Raw genomic sequence first — 14,967 nt, 5'->3', positions numbered from 1 at the left:
AGAGCCGCCAACAATCTAACGCGGACAACCAGTGTTCCCCGATTTTAAACCTCGGGGGACTTGTTGCCCGTCTATGTCGGCGACCAGAGCGTTCTTGCCGTTGAAGCAGCGTTCCCGTCCGGTGACGGCCATATGTAAGGGTCGGAGTGATTCGTCAAGGAGCTTTTGAATCATTTTCAAACCTCCTTTCGCGCACATGCATATGCGGCGCTTCTCACGGCACAGCTCATGCCACTCGACAAGGGCAGGCTGGCGACACAGCTGAGGGTTGGCGAGAAGGCGCACCAACGGGTCGAGTTCACGCGCTACCCGGGCACCGGAGATGCTGGTGCCTGCCGCCAGACACAGGTTCTCCCGGCAGCAATCATCATTGATCGCCAAAATTCTGCCCTTGCGCGACGCACCATAGGTGTCCGACACAAAGTCCATCGACCAGCGTTCGCCAGGGCGCCGCGGCAAGGGCATCGGCGTCCGGCTACCCCGTGCCCGTTTGCGACCACGCCGACGGCGGACCGACAGACCCTCCTCCCGGTACAGCCGGCAGCGCCTCTTGTGGTTCATGATCATCCCCTGGCGCTCCAGCATGACACCGATCCGGCGATAGCCAAAACGACGGCGCTTGCCGGCGACCGCCTTCATGGCATTGGGAATGACATTGTGGTCTGGTGGGCGTTCGCGCCGGACCGCCTTGGGATCGACACCAATCCGCCCGCAGGCCCGGCGCTGCAAGATCTCGTAATCACGCAACACCCGCAACACCGCATCCCGCCGCTGGACTGGCGTCGTCAGACTTTTCCCAACAGGTCCTTGAGAATCACATTGCCGAGCATGCTGTCAGCCAACAGGCGTTTGAGCCGACCATTCTCATCTTCAAGCTGGCGTAAGCGGGGTGCATCCGCAAATTCCAGGCCGCCGTACTTCGCCGTCAATTTGTAAAACGTCGCCGTGCTCAGCCTATGCTTGCGGCAAACATCCACAGTCGGAAGCCCGGTCTCCTGCTCCTTTATCCTCCCGATAATCTGCGCCTCGGTGAAACGGCTCTTCCTCATTACGTCTGTTCCTTATCATGGCAGACTCTAGATCAGAATGAGGGAACTTTCGGGGGGGGCAGGTCACCGTGGCGCGCTTCGAACGTCTGCCCTTTGACGTTATTTCTCAAATTCAGAAGTCGCCGCCCTGCTTGGAGCTCGAAGGCGGTGAGGATGCCAAGACGCTATGGGATAACTACTGTTTGGATCAGAATCGCGGTCCGAAGCCATTGCTTGAATCAGCCTGGACGGCGACCTTTGCACCGCATTTAATGAAGGTGGTGGACGAACCCGATACGTCCGAGGCGACCCTTCTCACATTCTATTGTTGCTGGGGACAATGTGGCGCCCCCATTGAGGTCGTCGGTGATCCGCCAGTCGGGATATATCCGCAAGCCCTGACTGCTGCGATCATGGACGAGGTTATAAAGCTAGCACTCGACCGCCCCTGGCGAGTCGACGTTCAAGACCTTGGCTGGGGCGAAAAGGAAGGCGGCTAAAGGGAGGTGTGCCCAGCTGACTTCCGTTCGCCGAAGCGCAATGTGGGGATAAATGTGGGGGGCACTACAAGCCCTGGCACAGCAATCGCCTGGTTTTATTATACTATTCGGCGAAATATGGATGCCCCGCGAGGATTCGAACCTCGATAGACGGAATCAGAATCCGTAGTCTTACCATTAGACGACGGGGCAGCAGAGGGGGCGCCTCTAACCAGCGGGTCGGGAAGGGTCAAGCTGATTCGTGGGCCAAAGCGCTCAGGGCCTGCAAGCTCTGGATAAATCGCGCCGCCGCCTTGGTTGGGGGCCGCGCGGTTCCTATGGACAGGCGGGTGAGCGCCCCGATCATCATCGGCTCCGGCCCGGCCGGAGCAACTGTCAGCATCGATATCGAGGAACTGCTGGCGACGCGCCTGCTGGTTCAGGGCAACAGTGGGTCGGGCAAGTCGCACCTGCTGCGCCGGCTGCTGGAAGAGAGCGCGGGAATCGTCCAGCAGGTGGTGATCGACCCCGAAGGCGATTTCGTCACCCTGGCCGAACCGTTCGGCCACGTGGTGATCGATGCCGCCGCCTATGCCGCAAGCGAGATCGGCCAGCTGGCGGCGCGGATTCGCCAGCACCGCGCCTCGGTGGTGCTCGCGCTCGACGGGCTGGAAATCGAAGCACAGATGCGCTGCGCCGCGCAGTTCCTCAATGCGCTTTTCGATGCCCCGCGCGATCAGTGGTATCCCGCGCTGGTGGTAGTGGACGAGGCGCAGCTGTTTGCCCCCGCCGCCGCCGGAGACGTGACCGACGAAGTGCGCCGCCTGTCGCTTTCGGCGATGACCAACCTGATGTGCCGCGGGCGCAAGCGCGGTCTGGCCGGGGTGATCGCCACCCAGCGCCTGGCCAAGCTGGCCAAGAACGTCGCGGCCGAAGCCTCGAACTTCCTGATGGGGCGCACATTCCTCGACATCGACATGGCCCGCGCCGCCGACCTGCTGGGGATGGAACGACGGCAGGCCGAACAGATCCGCGATCTCGAACGCGGGCACTTCCTGGGGCTGGGTCCGGCGATCAGCCGCCGCCCGGTGGCCGTGCGGATCGGCTCGGTCCAGACCGGCACCCGCGCGGTCGCGCATGGGCTGGCCCCGCTGCCCGAAGTCCCGCGCGAGGACCTGCACGCGCTGCTCCATTCCCCGTGGGAGGAGGAAGCGCGCGAATTGCCGCTGGCCGCGCCCGCCCCGCCGCCCCCGCCCAGCGCCGACCTGCTGATCGAACGAATCGAGGAAGTCTGTCTGGCCGATGCCGTGCCCGATCCCGATGCCCCCGATGCGGATGCGGTGATCGGCGAAGTGCTGCTGGAAATGGCAGAGGAGCCGGGCTGCACCTTCATCGCCCCGGCCGAACTGTTCCAGGACTTCACCGTGCGCTGCCGGATGCGCCGCCTGCGCGCCGGCGGGCTGGACGTGACCCAGTTCCGCCGCCGCTTCGCCATGGCGCTGGCCGGGATCGGCGATCCGGCAGACCCCCGCTGGGCCGAGATCCTGGGCCTGGCCCGCGCCGTGCCCGAAGACCTGCTGGCGCCGTTCCTGCTGCTCGCCCGCGCCGCGCAGGATGGCCAGCCCTGCCCCGACGACGAGGCGCTGGCCCAGGTCTATGGCACCCATTCGGCCGGGCGCATCCGCCGCCTGCTCGACAATTTCGAGCGCCAGGGACTGATCGTGATGCGCACCGACTTCGGCGGGCGCCGCACCGTGACGATCCCGCAGCTGGGCCTGACCAGCGCCGCGGTCGAAGCGTAAACGCACGCACCCTTGCCGCCCGGGCCATTCGCGCCTAATCTGGTGTCAGGTACTCGCCACGCTTGGCGGGAAAACGATAAAGAGTGTGTGTAACATGGCGGAAGACCTTCCGCCGGCAGTGCGCGACAAGGAGGCGGTTAGCGGGCAGGACAGACAGCAGGAGCGGCGCAGCAACGCCTCGCCCCGCCGATCTTCCCCCGATTCCCCCTCGCGCCGGCCGGCTGGCCGACCCGGCAAGGCTGCCCAGGGCACGGGCCCTGCCGATGGGCGCGGCGGCGCGTTTCAGCGCCCGATCCAGCACAAGCCCGCCTTTGCCGCAATCGATCTGGGCACCAACAATTGCCGCCTGCTGATCGCGCGCCCGGCGGGCGAGAACTTCGTGGTGATCGACGCCTTCAGCCGCGTGGTGCGGCTGGGCGAAGGGCTGGCGCAGACCAACCGGCTGAGCCAGACGGCGATGGACCGCGCGCTGGGGGCCTTGCAGGTCTGCGCCGACAAGCTGCGGCGACGCAATGTCCACCTCGCCCGTTCGGTCGCGACCGAGGCCTGCCGCCGGGCCGAAAACGGCCCCGAATTCATCGACCGGGTCCACGCCGAAACCGGCATCCGGCTCGACATCATCAGCGCCAAGGAAGAAGCGCGGCTGGCGGTGCTGGGCTGCCACCTGCTGCTGGAAGCGGGCGATGGCCCGGCGATGATCTTCGACATCGGCGGCGGATCGACCGAACTGGTGCTGGTTGACAGCGAAGGCGGCCAGGTGCCGCGCATCCGCGATTGGCAATCGGTGCCGTGGGGGGTGGTCTCGCTGACCGAGACCTGCGGCCACGAGCCCGAGGACCAGGTTGGCCGCGCCGCGCGCTATGAACACATGCGCAGCCTGGTGCGCGGCAGCCTGGCTCCCTTTGCCGAGCGGATCGCCGAGGCTCTGGAAGGGCACCAGTCCGGCCCGTCGCTGCGGCTGCTGGGCACCAGCGGCACGGTGACCACGCTGGCCAGCGTGCACCTCGATCTGCCGCAGTACGATCGGCGCGCGGTGGACGGGCTGATCGTGCCCGCCACGGCAATGCGCGCGATCAGTTCCGGGCTGGCGGCGATGACCCCGGATCAGCGCCGCGCCCAGCCCTGCATCGGGCGCGAACGCAGCGACCTGGTGGTGGCCGGCTGTGCCATCCTGGAAACGATTCTCGACCTGTGGCCGGCTGACCGGCTGGGGGTGGCCGATCGCGGTATCCGCGAAGGTATCCTGCGCGGACTGATGAGCGCCGAAGGCGCAGGCGAGCGCACCCGCGCCGCGCTGCGCCGCATGAAAAGGGAAGCTGCCCAATGACCCGCGGCGCACCAACCGCCAATACCCGCCTGCGCAAGGCCAAGGGCCGCACCGCCAGTTCGTCGCGGTGGCTGCAGCGCCAGCTCAACGATCCTTACGTCAAGCAGGCCAAGGCTGCCGGCTGGCGCAGCCGCGCCGCCTTCAAGCTGATCGAGCTGGACGAGAAATACGCCCTGATTCGCAAGGCGACCCGGGTGGTCGACCTGGGGATCGCGCCGGGCGGGTGGAGCCAGGTGGTGCGCAAGCTGAATCCCCGGGCCGCCGTGGTCGGGATCGACCTGTTGCCGACCGAGCCGATCGAGGGCGTGACGATCTTCGAGATGGACTTCATGGCCGACGAGGCGCCCGCAGCGCTGGCCGGGGCGCTGGACGGCGCGCCCGACCTGGTGATTTCGGACATGGCCGCCAACACCGTGGGCCACAAGCAGACCGACCACCTGCGCACCATGGGCCTGGTCGAAACCGCCGCCCACTTCGCAATCGAGCATCTGGCCCCGGGCGGAGCTTTCGTGGCGAAGGTGCTGGCCGGGGGCACCGATACCGATCTGCTGGCACTGCTGAAGAAGCACTTTACCAGCGTGAAGCACGCCAAGCCGCCAGCGAGCCGCAAGGATTCGTCCGAATGGTACGTGATCGCGCAAGGCTTCAAAGGCTGAACGCAGGCCCGCCGTTTCCCCCACAGCATAAACGAAAGGGGCGGAGCCTTGCGGCCCCGCCCCTGTTCATTTCGCCTGAAAGCCGCGCTTACTTGGCGGTCTTCAGGTAGGCGATGATGTTGGCGCGTTCCTGGGCGTCGCTGATCCCGGCAAAGGTCATCTTGGTGCCGGCGGCGAACGCCTTGGGGTTTTTCAGCCAGGCATCCAGCGTGGCATCGTCCCAGGTGCCACCCTTGCCCTTGAGCGCGTCGGAATAGGCAAAGCTGCCCCCGGCCACGCCCTTGCCGACCACGCCAGCCAGATTCGGACCGATCCCGCTCGCACCACCGGCATTGAAGGTGTGGCATGCGGCGCACTTCTTGGCGCTCTGCTCGCCCTTGGCGGCATCGCCGACCACGGCAGCGGCTTCAGCTTCACCGCCAGCGGGAGCAGCGGCAGCGGCCGGGACAGCCGGCAGCGGCAGGTTCGAGCCGAGCGAGTTGAGGTAGACCATGACGTTGGCGCGTTCCTGCGCGTCGGACAGGCCCGCGAAGCTCATCTTGGTGCCATTGGCGAAAGCCTTGGGGTTGGTCAGCCAGGCGTTCATGGTCGCCCAGTCCCAATTGCCGCCCTTGGCCTTGAGGCCGTCGGAATAGGCAAAGCCACCTCCGGCCACGCCCTTGCCCAGCACACCGTAAAGGTTCGGGCCAATCCCGGCAGCACCGCCCTGGTTGGCGGTGTGGCACGCGGCGCACTTCTTGAACGAGGCTTCGCCCTTGGCGACGTCGGCCGTGGCGAGCAGCGCCTCGATCGGGGTCGCGGCCGCACCGCCTTCACCTTCTTCGGCGACGCCTTCGATCGCGAAGCCCATCTTTTCCGGGCGGTTGTGCTTGTCGGCGCGGAAGTAGTGCCCGCTCAAGCTGGAAAAACCGAGGGCAATGATGCCCGAAAACAGCGTCCAGCCGGCGATGGTATTGAAGCGATCAGACATGAATGTTGCCCCGTTGGGTGGATCACGCGCAAATTTGCGGGCCGCTCTAGTCAGGCTCTGGCCCTTGCGCAAGGGGCATTGCGGGCTTGGCCAATCCCGCCTAGCCAGTGTCCCCATGTTTTCATCGCTTTTGATCGCCAATCGTGGCGAAATCGCCTGCCGGATCATCCGCACGGCGCGCAGCCTCGGGATTCGCACCGTGGCCGTTCATTCCGATGCCGATGCCCGCGCCGCGCACGTCCGCGCGGCGGACATGGCGGTCCACATCGGCCCGTCCCCGGCCCGCGAAAGCTACCTGGTGGGCCAGCGCATCATCGAAGCCGCGCTGCACAGCGGGGCCGAGGCGATTCACCCCGGCTACGGCTTCCTGTCGGAAAACGCCGAGTTCGCCCGCGCGGTGATCGCCGCCGGGCTGATCTGGGTCGGCCCGCGCCCCGAAAGCATCGAGGCGATGGGGCTGAAGGACGCGGCCAAGGCGCTGATGCAGCAGGCCGGCGTGCCGGTCACCCCGGGCTACATGGGGGCAGACCAGGACCCGGCGCGGCTTCGGGCCGAAGCCGACGCGATCGGCTATCCGGTGCTGATCAAGGCCGTTGCCGGCGGCGGCGGCAAGGGGATGCGCAAGGTCGACGCCGCGGCCGATTTTGCCGAGGCGCTGCAATCCTGCCAGCGCGAGGCGGCGGCCAGTTTCGGCAACGATCAGGTGCTGATCGAGAAATACATCCTCTCCCCCCGCCACATCGAAGTGCAGGTGTTCGGCGATGTCCAAGGAAACGTCGTCCACCTGTATGAGCGCGACTGTTCGCTGCAGCGCCGCCACCAGAAGGTGATCGAGGAAGCCCCCGCCCCCGGCATGGACGCATCCACCCGCGAGGCAGTCTGCGCAGCGGCGGTGCAGGCGGCGCGCGCGGTGAACTACCAGGGCGCAGGCACGATCGAATTCATCGCCGACGCGAGCGAAGGGCTGCGCCCCGACCGGGTGTGGTTCATGGAAATGAACACCCGCCTGCAGGTGGAACACCCGGTGACCGAAGCGGTGACCGGGGTGGACCTGGTCGAATGGCAATTGCGCGTTGCCGCTGGCGAGCCGCTACCGCTGGCGCAGGACGAAATCGTGCTGGCCGGCCATGCGATCGAGGCGCGGCTCTATGCCGAGGACCCGGGCAAGGGCTTCCTCCCGGCTACCGGCGCGCTTGACCAGCTGTGGCTCTCGGCCCGGGTGCGAATCGATAGCGGGGTGGAACAGGGCGATGCGATCAGCCCGTTCTACGATCCGATGATCGCCAAGCTGATCGCCCACGGCGCCAGCCGCGACGAAGCACGGCTGCAACTGATGGAAGCGCTGGACGACAGCTTCGTCGCCCCGCTGACCACCAACAAGGGCTTCCTTTACGAATGCCTGGCCGATGCGGATTTCGCGGCGGGCCGGGTTGATACCGGGCTGATCGCGCGCAAGGGCGAGGCCCTGATCCCGGCCGAAGCGCCCGGCCAGGCCGCCGCTGATGCGGCTGCCGCGCGGCTGCGGCGCGACTGGCTGGGCTGGCACGCCAGCGGCCAGGCCCGCGCCTTTCGCCAGGGATTGTTCGGCTTTCGCCTGAACCGCGCGCCGGAGGAGAGAATCGCGCTGTGGTCGGGCGGGCACATGGCGCTGGGCGATTCGGCGGCGGCTCCTGCGCTGCGCAGCGACATGGTCGGGGCTGACAGCGTGGCCGTGACCGAGCGCGGCCAGGGCCGGATCTTCACGTTCCATGCCCCGCGCCCGCGCCCCGGCAGCAGCGCCGGCGACGGCGCGATCCTGGCGCCGATGCCGGGCAAGGTGATCGCGGTGGACGTGAGCGACGGTGACCGCGTGACCAAGGGCCAGCGCCTGCTGGTGCTGGAAGCGATGAAGATGGAACACGCCATGGCCGCGCCGTTCGATGGCACGGTGACCCGGCTGGAAGCGGTGGCCGGGGCGCAGGTCCAGGTCGAAGCGCTGCTGATCGTGGTCGAGGCCGACAAGGAATAGGCCGACCTGTCGGCACGGGCAGGCGGAGGGGCAGGGAGAGGCAAGTGAGCTGGAAGCCGGAAGTTGAGGAACTGCGCAGACGGCGCAAGCTGGCCGAGCAAATGGGCGGCGCGGAAAAGGTCGCCCGCCAGCATAGCCGCGGCAAACTGGATGCGCGGGCGCGGATCAAGGGGCTGGTCGATCCCGGCTCGTTCCGGGAAATCGGCAAGATCGCGGGCAAAGGCAGCTATGGCCCGGATGGCGAACTGCTGGACCTGGCGCCCAGCAACCTGGTGTTCGGCCGCGCCAATATCGAAGGCCGCCCGGTGGTGGCCAGCGCCGACGATTTCACCGTGCGCGGCGGCGCGGCGGATGCGGCGATCCACCGCAAGTTCGTGCAGTGCGAACAGATGGCCCACACGCTGAAGCTCCCGCTGATCCGCATGATCGACGGCACTGGCGGCGGCGGATCGGTCAAGACGCTGGAGGAAATCGGCGCGACTTATGTCCCCGCCACGCCCGGCTGGGGCGAGATCGTCAAGAACCTGGAGACGGTGCCGGTGGTCGCGCTGGCCCTTGGTCCCACGGCGGGGCTGGGCGCGGCGCGGGTGGTGGCCAGCCACTATTCGATCATGGTCAAGGGCCTGTCGCAGCTGTTCGCCGCCGGACCCGCCGTGGTCGAGGCGATCGGGGAAGCCAGCGACAAGGAATCGCTGGGCGGCAGCGTGATCCACACCCGCAACGGCGTGGTCGACGAGGAAGTCGCCAGCGAGGCCGAAGCCTTTGCCACGGCGCGGCGGTTCTTGTCCTACCTACCCAGCCACGTTGGCCAGCATGCCCCGCGCCTCGCCCCCAGCGATCCGGTCGACCGGCGCGAGCAGAGCCTGGTGGATCTCGTCCCGCGCGATCCCAAGCAGGTCTATTCGATGCGCAAGCTGCTGGGCGCGGTGTTCGACCAGGGTTCGGTGTTCGAAATGGGCCGGATGTGGGGCCGCGCCGCGATTACCGCCTTTGCCCGGCTGGATGGCTGGCCGGTCGCGGTGGTGGCGAGCGATCCCAGCTATCTGGGCGGTTCGTGGGAAGCGCGCACCAGCGAAAAGGTCGAACGCTTCATCAAGCTGGCCGACCAGTTCCGCCTGCCGGTGGTCCACCTGGTCGACAATCCCGGCTTCATGATTGGCTATGCCGCCGAAAGCGCGGGCACTATCCGCTATGGCGTGCAGGCGATGAACGCGATCTACAAGGCCACCGTACCGCTGTGCTGCGTCGTCATCCGCCGCGCCTATGGCATCGCCGGCAGCGCGATGAGCAATGCCGAGGCGTTCCAGTACCGCTTCGCCTGGCCCAGCGGCGACTGGGGCAGCCTGCCGATCGAAGGCGGGATCGAGGTGGCCTACAAGAGCGAGATCGAGGCGGCGGAAGACCCGCAGGCCCATCTCGAGGCGATCCGCGAACGGCTTAACCGGGTGCGCAGCCCGTTCCGCACGGCGGAAAAGTTCGGGATCGAGGACATCATCGACCCGCGCGAAACCCGCCCCCTGCTGTGCGAATTCGCGGATCTGGCCTGGCGGGCGCTGGGCGCGGCCTAACTGGCGAGATAGGCTTCGACGGCGGCGCGCTGTTCGGCGCTCAGCCGCAGGCCCAGCTTGGTGCGGCGCCACAGCACATCGTCCGCGCTGACCGCCCATTCGGCGGCGCGCAGGTAATCGAGTTCGGCCTGGGTCAGCCCCGCGCCGAAATCCCGGCCCAGCGCCTGCCAGCCCGGCGCGCCATCGAGCCAGCGTTCCGCCCGGGTGCCATAGGCGCGGGCGATCCGGTCCACCGTGGCGGGATCAAGGAACGGATAGCGCGCGGCAAGGTCCGCCATCTGCTGCGCCAGCCCGTCGATCGCGAAATCGCCGCCGGGCAAGGGCCGCGTCGTGGTCCAGGCCGGGCCGGACAGCGCGGGCAGGCGGCCGGCCAGCAGGTCCACCGCATCTTCAGCGAGGTGGCGATAGGTGGTGATCTTGCCGCCATAGACCGACAGCAGCGGCGCGCCGCGCTCCGCCTCGGACAGGTCGAGCCGGTAGCCGCGCGTCGCCGCCTCGGGCCGACCAGAGCCATCGTCAACCAGCGGGCGCACGCCCGAATAGGTCCAGACCACGTCAGCCGGGGTGATCGGCGTGCGGAAATAGGTGCTGGCCCCGGCGCAGAGGTATTCGATCTCGGCCTCGCTCGCCGCGATCGGTTCGCCGGGCTGCTGGTCGGCATCGGTGGTGCCGATCAGGGTGAACTCGCGCTCGTACGGAATGGCGAAGAAGATGCGCCCGTCGGGCAGCTGGAAGAAATAGGCATAGGGGTGGTCGAACAGCTTGCGCACCACGATGTGCGAGCCGCGCACCAACCGCATGGCGTGATCCGGCTTTTCGCCGACCAGACCTTCGACTTCGAGCACCTTCGGCCCGCCCGCATTGACCAGCGCGGCGGCGCGGAAGCTGCCGGTGGGCGTATCGATCACCCAGTGCGCCCCTTCACGCCGCGCGGCAGTGACCGGACTGCGGGTGCGCACGTCTGCGCCGTGTTCGGCGGCGTCCATGGCGTTCAGCACGACCAGCCGGGCATCGTCCACCCAGCCGTCCGAATATTCGAAGGCCGGGCCGAATTCGCCTTTCAAGGGTCCGCCGGCAGGATGGCGGTGCAGGTCGATGCTGCGGGTGGCGGGCAGGCGCTTGCGGCCGCCGATATGGTCATAAAGGAACAGCCCCAGCCGCAGCAGCCAGCGCGGGCGCAGGCCTTTGACATGCGGCAGCACGAAACGCAGCGGGTGGATGATGTGCGGCGCGATTTGCCACAGGGCCTCGCGCTCGGTCAGCGCCTCGCGCACCAGCGAAAATTCGTAATGCTCAAGATAGCGCAAGCCGCCGTGGATCAGCTTGGTCGAGGCAGAGCTGGTGCCCTGCGCCAGGTCGCCCGCTTCCAGCAGCAACACCCGCGCGCCGCGCCCGGCGGCATCGCGGGCAATCCCCGCGCCGTTCACCCCGCCGCCGATCACGGCCACATCGAACATCTGCTGGTCCATCAGATCGCGTCCGGTTCCGGCAGCGGCCGCTGCGCACCAGGCGGGTTGAGGCCGCGGAACAGCACGCCCTTTTCGCTGAACAGCACCAGCGCCAGCGCGGCCAGTCCGCTGGCCAGCAGCGCCGCAGCCAGCGGCCGGGCACTGCCATCATAGGCCTGCCCGATCAGCCCGCCGAGCAGCGAGCCGAGCGCCATGCGCAGGAACGCCTGGAACGAGCTGGCCGCCCCGGCGATCCGCGCAAAAGGTTGCAGCGCGATCGAGCCGAAGTTGGCGCCAATGAAGCCCATCAGGCAGATGTTGAGGCCCATCAGCGGAATGAACTGCCACAGCGTTTCGTGTGGCGAATTGGCCTGGATCACCTGCAAGGTGGCCATGACGATATAGGCCAGCAGCGCCGCGTGGCTGACCCGCCGCGCGCCGAAGCGTTCGACGATCCGCGAGTTGAAGAAATTGGCGAAGGCCATGCCCCCGGCCATCAGCGCGAACAGCAGCGGGAACCGCTCACCCGCGCCGAAATGTTCGCCGATCAGTTGCTGCGAGGAATTGATGTAGCCGAACAGTGCGCCCGAAAGCAGCGCCCCGCCCACGACATAGCCCATCGCGCCGCGATCGGTCGCCGCCTCGGCCATGTTGGCCGCGATGGTGCGCGCCGCGATCAGCTGGCGATATTCCGGGCGCAGCGTTTCGGGCAGGCGCAGGAACGTCCACAGGCCGACCGCCAGCCCCATCACTGCCATCCCGCCGAAGATCCAGCGCCGCCCCGCCACCAGCAGCACCGCCTGGCCATAGGACGGGGCGATCATCGGCACGACCATGAACACCACGGTGATGACCGACATCATCCGCGCCATGCGGTCCCCGCCGAAGCGGTCGCGGATGATCGCGCCGGGCAGCACTGCCAGCCCGGCACTGGTAATGGCGTGCAGCGCGCGCAGCACCAGCAGCGTCGTAAAATCTGTCACGAGCGCGCAGGCCAGCGCCAGCAGCACGAAACCGGCGAAACAGCCCATCAGCACAGGCCGCCGGCCATAGCGATCAGCCAGCGCGCCCGGCACCAGTGCGCCGAACCCGGCGGCGAACAGGAACACCCCCACCACCAGTTGCCGGCTGTTCGGATCGGCCACACGCAGGTCCTGCGCGATCGCGCCCAAGGCCGGCAGCATGGCATCGATGCACAGCGCCTGCATCGCCATCATCATCGCCATCAGGGCAATGAATTCGCGCTCGCCGATGCGGGTCGGCGCGGTCTGTTCAGGCGCGGTTGGCATGGCACCCTCCATGCCGCCACCGCGCGGCATTGGCGAGTCTCTTTTCGTATGCATAGCGCGCGCCTAGACTGCCCGCCATGGCACCGCCCCCAAACGACAGCGACGATGGCCCCGAGCCGGTCCAGGGACTGCGCAAGGTGATCCATGTCGACATGGACGCGTTCTATGCCAGCGTCGAACAGCGCGACGAACCTGCCCTTCGGGGCAAGCCGGTGGCAGTGGGCGGCGATGGTCCGCGCGGGGTGCTGACCACCTGTTCGTATGAAGCACGGCGGTTCGGCTGCCGTTCGGCGATGCCATCGGTCACGGCGCGGCGGCTGTGCCCGGACCTGATCTTTCGCCGCCCGCGCTTTGACGTCTACACCGCCGTGTCGCGCCAGATCCGCGAGATCTTCCTTGATTACACCCCGCTGGTCGAACCGCTCAGCCTGGACGAGGCGTTCCTTGATGTGACCGAGGACAGCAAGGGCATCGGTTCCGCCACCCGCATCGCGCAGCTGATCCGCGCCCGGATCAAGGCCGAAACCGGGCTGACCGCCAGCGCCGGAGTGTCCTACAACAAGTTCCTCGCCAAGCTGGCGAGCGACCAGAACAAGCCCGACGGGACGTGCGTGATCCGCCCGGGCGAAGGGGCGCGCTTCGTGGCCGGCCTGCCGGTGCGGCGGTTCTTCGGGATCGGCCCGCGCGGCGCAGAAAAGATGGCCGCGCTGGGGATCGAGACCGGGGCCGACCTGGCGGCGAAAGACATCGATTTCCTGCGCCAGCACTTCGGCAGCCAGGCCGATTACCTGTACCGCGCGGCACGCGGGATTGACCTGCGCCGGGTCAAGGCCAACCGGCCGCGCAAGTCCTTGGGGGCGGAACGCACCTTTGCCCGCGACATTTCCAGCGGCACGGAACTGCGCGCCACACTGGAAAAGATCATCGCCATCACGTGGGATCGGCTCGAGCGTAGCGCTGCCCAGGGCCGCACCGTGACGCTGAAACTGAAGCACGCCGACTTTTCAAACCTGACCCGCGCCCGCTCCACCGCGCAGCCGGTGGCCAGCCGCGCGGAATTTGTGGCTATTGCTCATGCGCTGCTGGATGAGGTGCTGCCCCTGGCCCAGCCGATCCGACTGATGGGCCTGACCCTGTCGCAGCTGGACGGCGATGAGGATGCGCCCGCCCCGCCGCCAGTGGGCGGCGATGCGCAATTGTCGCTGCTCTAGGGTCAGGCCCCATAGACCGCACCTTCGAGGTTTGAGTCAAAATAGCCTGTCGCGAGGAGAGAAGGCGCGGTTTATGGGTCCTGACCCTAGGCCGGTTACCCGACGAAGGCAGCGACCCAGTCCGGCAGGCTGCGCTGCAAGGCGGGGGCCATGTCGTCCGGCAGCCCGGCGGGGTCGAAGAAGGCCACCTCGATCACTTCGCGGCCGTCGCAGCGCGGGGTCCCTTCGACCCGCCCGCCGATCACGTGGACGCGGTTCGTGGTGCCATAAAGCGGTTCATCGACCATTGCGACCGAGCGCGCATCGAGCAGGTCACAGCCCGTTTCCTCGGCCAACTCGCGCAAGGCGGCCGCCAGCGGGCTTTCCTTGGCGGCAACACCGCCGCCCGGCAGCATCCAGCGGCGGCTGCCATAGGAATGGCGCACCAGCAGCAGGCGCCCTGCCCCGTCAAAGGCCAGCACCCGGCAGCCAACCAGGCGCGGCTTGGCCAACCGCCACCAGCGGCGGCGTAATTCGTGCGCCACGATATAGGCGGCGCGGTGCAGCGGCGGCGGGATCAGGCGAAGCATGTGACTGGCTGGCGTGCGGCGGCAAGCAGGCGGGCCACCGGAAGATCATGTTCACCGCGCCGGGCCGCTTCGAACAGGGTGCGCTTGTCCGCCCCGCGGATGACGAACAGCACCGCGTCGCTATCCAGCAGGGCGGGGATAGTCAGGCTGAGGCGGGGAAACGGCGCTTCGGGCGGCAGGGGATCGGGCACCAGGCGGCGCACGGCCCGCGGATCGTCGGCGCGCGGATCAGTATTGGGGAACAGCGAGGCGATGTGCCCATCGCCGCCCATGCCCAGCCAGGCCAGCGCGAAGTGCGGCGGGTGCGCCCCTTCGGTCAGCGGCACCAGCCGCGCGCCCAGTGGTTCGAGCAGGGCGCGGATCCGGCCGACATTGCTGGCCGGGTGATCTTCCGCAACCAGGCGGTCATCGCCCGGCCAGACATCGATCCGCGACCAGTCCAGTCCCAGTTCAGCCAGCTGGCGCAGGATCGGGAACGGGGTTGACCCGCCGGGCAGGGTAATCGCCACGCGCTCCGGCGAAGCGGCCAGGGCCAAAGTCAAGCGCGCATGCAGCCAATCGGCAACTGCCCGATCATCTGCATTCACGATCATTTCAACTTGCGACATGACG

Annotated in this window: 12 protein-coding genes, 1 tRNA gene and 1 pseudogene; 7 read left to right on the top strand and 7 right to left on the bottom strand. The window is 67.6% G+C overall.

Annotated elements, in window-relative coordinates; genetic code table 11:
- Positions 1 to 264: 264 nt before the first annotated feature.
- A pseudogene (locus ACE3N9_RS15430) lies at positions 265 to 1,049 on the bottom strand (transposase); the annotation flags it as partial.
- A 68-nt stretch (positions 1,050 to 1,117) separates the two neighbouring features.
- Between ACE3N9_RS15430 and ACE3N9_RS15425 the strand changes: the two are divergent.
- A complete protein-coding gene (locus tag ACE3N9_RS15425; protein WP_374285144.1) occupies positions 1,118 to 1,528 on the top strand; it encodes a hypothetical protein in 411 nt (136 codons plus the stop codon).
- 118 nt (positions 1,529 to 1,646) lie between these two features.
- On the opposite strand, the gene ACE3N9_RS15420 is transcribed toward ACE3N9_RS15425, so the two are convergent.
- A tRNA-Gln gene (locus ACE3N9_RS15420) sits at positions 1,647 to 1,720 on the bottom strand.
- Positions 1,721 to 1,857: 137 nt separating this feature from the next.
- On the opposite strand from ACE3N9_RS15420, the gene ACE3N9_RS15415 reads away from it, so the two are divergent.
- The 3 genes from ACE3N9_RS15415 (at position 1,858) to ACE3N9_RS15405 (ending at position 5,292) form a co-directional block, all read left to right on the top strand.
- Positions 1,858 to 3,309 (top strand): helicase HerA domain-containing protein, encoded by a 1,452-nt coding sequence (locus tag ACE3N9_RS15415; protein WP_374285141.1) that lies wholly within the window; start codon positions 1,858 to 1,860, stop codon positions 3,307 to 3,309.
- A 94-nt stretch (positions 3,310 to 3,403) separates the two neighbouring features.
- Complete coding sequence (locus tag ACE3N9_RS15410) at positions 3,404 to 4,636, top strand: Ppx/GppA phosphatase family protein (RefSeq protein ID WP_374285139.1); 1,233 nt, start codon at positions 3,404 to 3,406, stop codon at positions 4,634 to 4,636.
- Positions 4,633 to 5,292, top strand: a complete 660-nt coding sequence (locus ACE3N9_RS15405; protein WP_374285137.1) for an RlmE family RNA methyltransferase — start codon at positions 4,633 to 4,635, stop codon at positions 5,290 to 5,292. The genes ACE3N9_RS15410 and ACE3N9_RS15405 overlap by 4 nt, the downstream gene beginning before the upstream one ends.
- 88 nt (positions 5,293 to 5,380) lie before the next feature.
- Here the strand turns inward: ACE3N9_RS15405 and ACE3N9_RS15400 are convergent, their stop codons facing one another.
- On the bottom strand, positions 5,381 to 6,262 hold the full coding sequence (locus ACE3N9_RS15400; RefSeq protein WP_374285134.1) for a cytochrome c family protein: 882 nt from the start codon (positions 6,260 to 6,262) through the stop codon (positions 5,381 to 5,383).
- A 115-nt stretch (positions 6,263 to 6,377) separates the two neighbouring features.
- Here ACE3N9_RS15400 and ACE3N9_RS15395 point away from each other — a divergent pair, with 115 nt between their 5' ends.
- Together ACE3N9_RS15395 and ACE3N9_RS15390 are read left to right on the top strand one after the other, a co-directional pair.
- Complete coding sequence (locus ACE3N9_RS15395) at positions 6,378 to 8,270, top strand: biotin carboxylase N-terminal domain-containing protein (RefSeq protein WP_374285132.1); 1,893 nt, start codon at positions 6,378 to 6,380, stop codon at positions 8,268 to 8,270.
- Positions 8,271 to 8,314: 44 nt separating this feature from the next.
- Positions 8,315 to 9,838, top strand: coding sequence for an acyl-CoA carboxylase subunit beta (locus ACE3N9_RS15390; RefSeq protein WP_374285129.1), 1,524 nt, complete (start codon positions 8,315 to 8,317; stop codon positions 9,836 to 9,838).
- Here ACE3N9_RS15390 and ACE3N9_RS15385 read toward each other — a convergent pair.
- Entirely contained in the window at positions 9,835 to 11,307 is a 1,473-nt protein-coding gene (locus ACE3N9_RS15385; RefSeq protein ID WP_374285127.1) for a glycerol-3-phosphate dehydrogenase, read from the bottom strand. The two genes, ACE3N9_RS15390 and ACE3N9_RS15385, sit on opposite strands and share 4 nt — an antisense overlap.
- Positions 11,307 to 12,575 (bottom strand): multidrug effflux MFS transporter, encoded by a 1,269-nt coding sequence (locus tag ACE3N9_RS15380; protein WP_374285125.1) that lies wholly within the window; start codon positions 12,573 to 12,575, stop codon positions 11,307 to 11,309. Before ACE3N9_RS15380 ends, ACE3N9_RS15385 begins: the two co-directional genes overlap by 1 nt.
- A 77-nt stretch (positions 12,576 to 12,652) precedes the next feature.
- On the opposite strand from ACE3N9_RS15380, the gene dinB reads away from it, so the two are divergent.
- Positions 12,653 to 13,786, top strand: a complete 1,134-nt coding sequence (dinB, locus tag ACE3N9_RS15375; RefSeq protein ID WP_374285124.1) for a DNA polymerase IV — start codon at positions 12,653 to 12,655, stop codon at positions 13,784 to 13,786.
- A gap of 95 nt (positions 13,787 to 13,881) precedes the next feature.
- On the opposite strand, the gene ACE3N9_RS15370 is transcribed toward dinB, so the two are convergent.
- Positions 13,882 to 14,355 carry an NUDIX domain-containing protein gene (locus tag ACE3N9_RS15370; protein WP_374285122.1) on the bottom strand — a complete coding sequence of 158 codons (474 nt, stop codon included), beginning with the start codon at positions 14,353 to 14,355 and terminating at the stop codon, positions 13,882 to 13,884.
- Positions 14,343 to 14,963 (bottom strand): 6-phosphogluconolactonase, encoded by a 621-nt coding sequence (locus tag ACE3N9_RS15365; RefSeq protein WP_374285120.1) that lies wholly within the window; start codon positions 14,961 to 14,963, stop codon positions 14,343 to 14,345. The genes ACE3N9_RS15370 and ACE3N9_RS15365 overlap by 13 nt, the downstream gene beginning before the upstream one ends.
- Positions 14,964 to 14,967: the final 4 nt, after the last annotated feature.

Source organism: Novosphingobium sp. (genome assembly GCF_041905565.1).
Taxonomy (GTDB): Bacteria; Pseudomonadota; Alphaproteobacteria; order Sphingomonadales; family Sphingomonadaceae; genus Novosphingobium.
The sequence above is the reverse complement of the archived record's forward strand: the minus strand, read 5'-3'. Positions and strand labels throughout refer to the sequence as shown.

Bases quoted from the DNA above. Each gene is read 5' to 3' on its own strand.
- ACE3N9_RS15410 (WP_374285139.1), top strand. From the start codon at position 3,404: ATGGCGGAAGACCTTCCGCCGGCAGTGCGCGACAAGGAGGCGGTTAGC.
- ACE3N9_RS15405 (WP_374285137.1), top strand. From the start codon at position 4,633: ATGACCCGCGGCGCACCAACCGCCAATACCCGCCTGCGCAAGGCCAAG.
- ACE3N9_RS15400 (WP_374285134.1), bottom strand. From the start codon at position 6,262: ATGTCTGATCGCTTCAATACCATCGCCGGCTGGACGCTGTTTTCGGGC.
- ACE3N9_RS15395 (WP_374285132.1), top strand. From the start codon at position 6,378: ATGTTTTCATCGCTTTTGATCGCCAATCGTGGCGAAATCGCCTGCCGG.
- ACE3N9_RS15385 (WP_374285127.1), bottom strand. From the start codon at position 11,307: ATGGACCAGCAGATGTTCGATGTGGCCGTGATCGGCGGCGGGGTGAAC.
- ACE3N9_RS15380 (WP_374285125.1), bottom strand. From the start codon at position 12,575: ATGCCAACCGCGCCTGAACAGACCGCGCCGACCCGCATCGGCGAGCGC.
- dinB (WP_374285124.1), top strand. From the start codon at position 12,653: ATGGCACCGCCCCCAAACGACAGCGACGATGGCCCCGAGCCGGTCCAG.
- ACE3N9_RS15370 (WP_374285122.1), bottom strand. From the start codon at position 14,355: ATGCTTCGCCTGATCCCGCCGCCGCTGCACCGCGCCGCCTATATCGTG.
- ACE3N9_RS15365 (WP_374285120.1), bottom strand. From the start codon at position 14,963: ATGTCGCAAGTTGAAATGATCGTGAATGCAGATGATCGGGCAGTTGCC.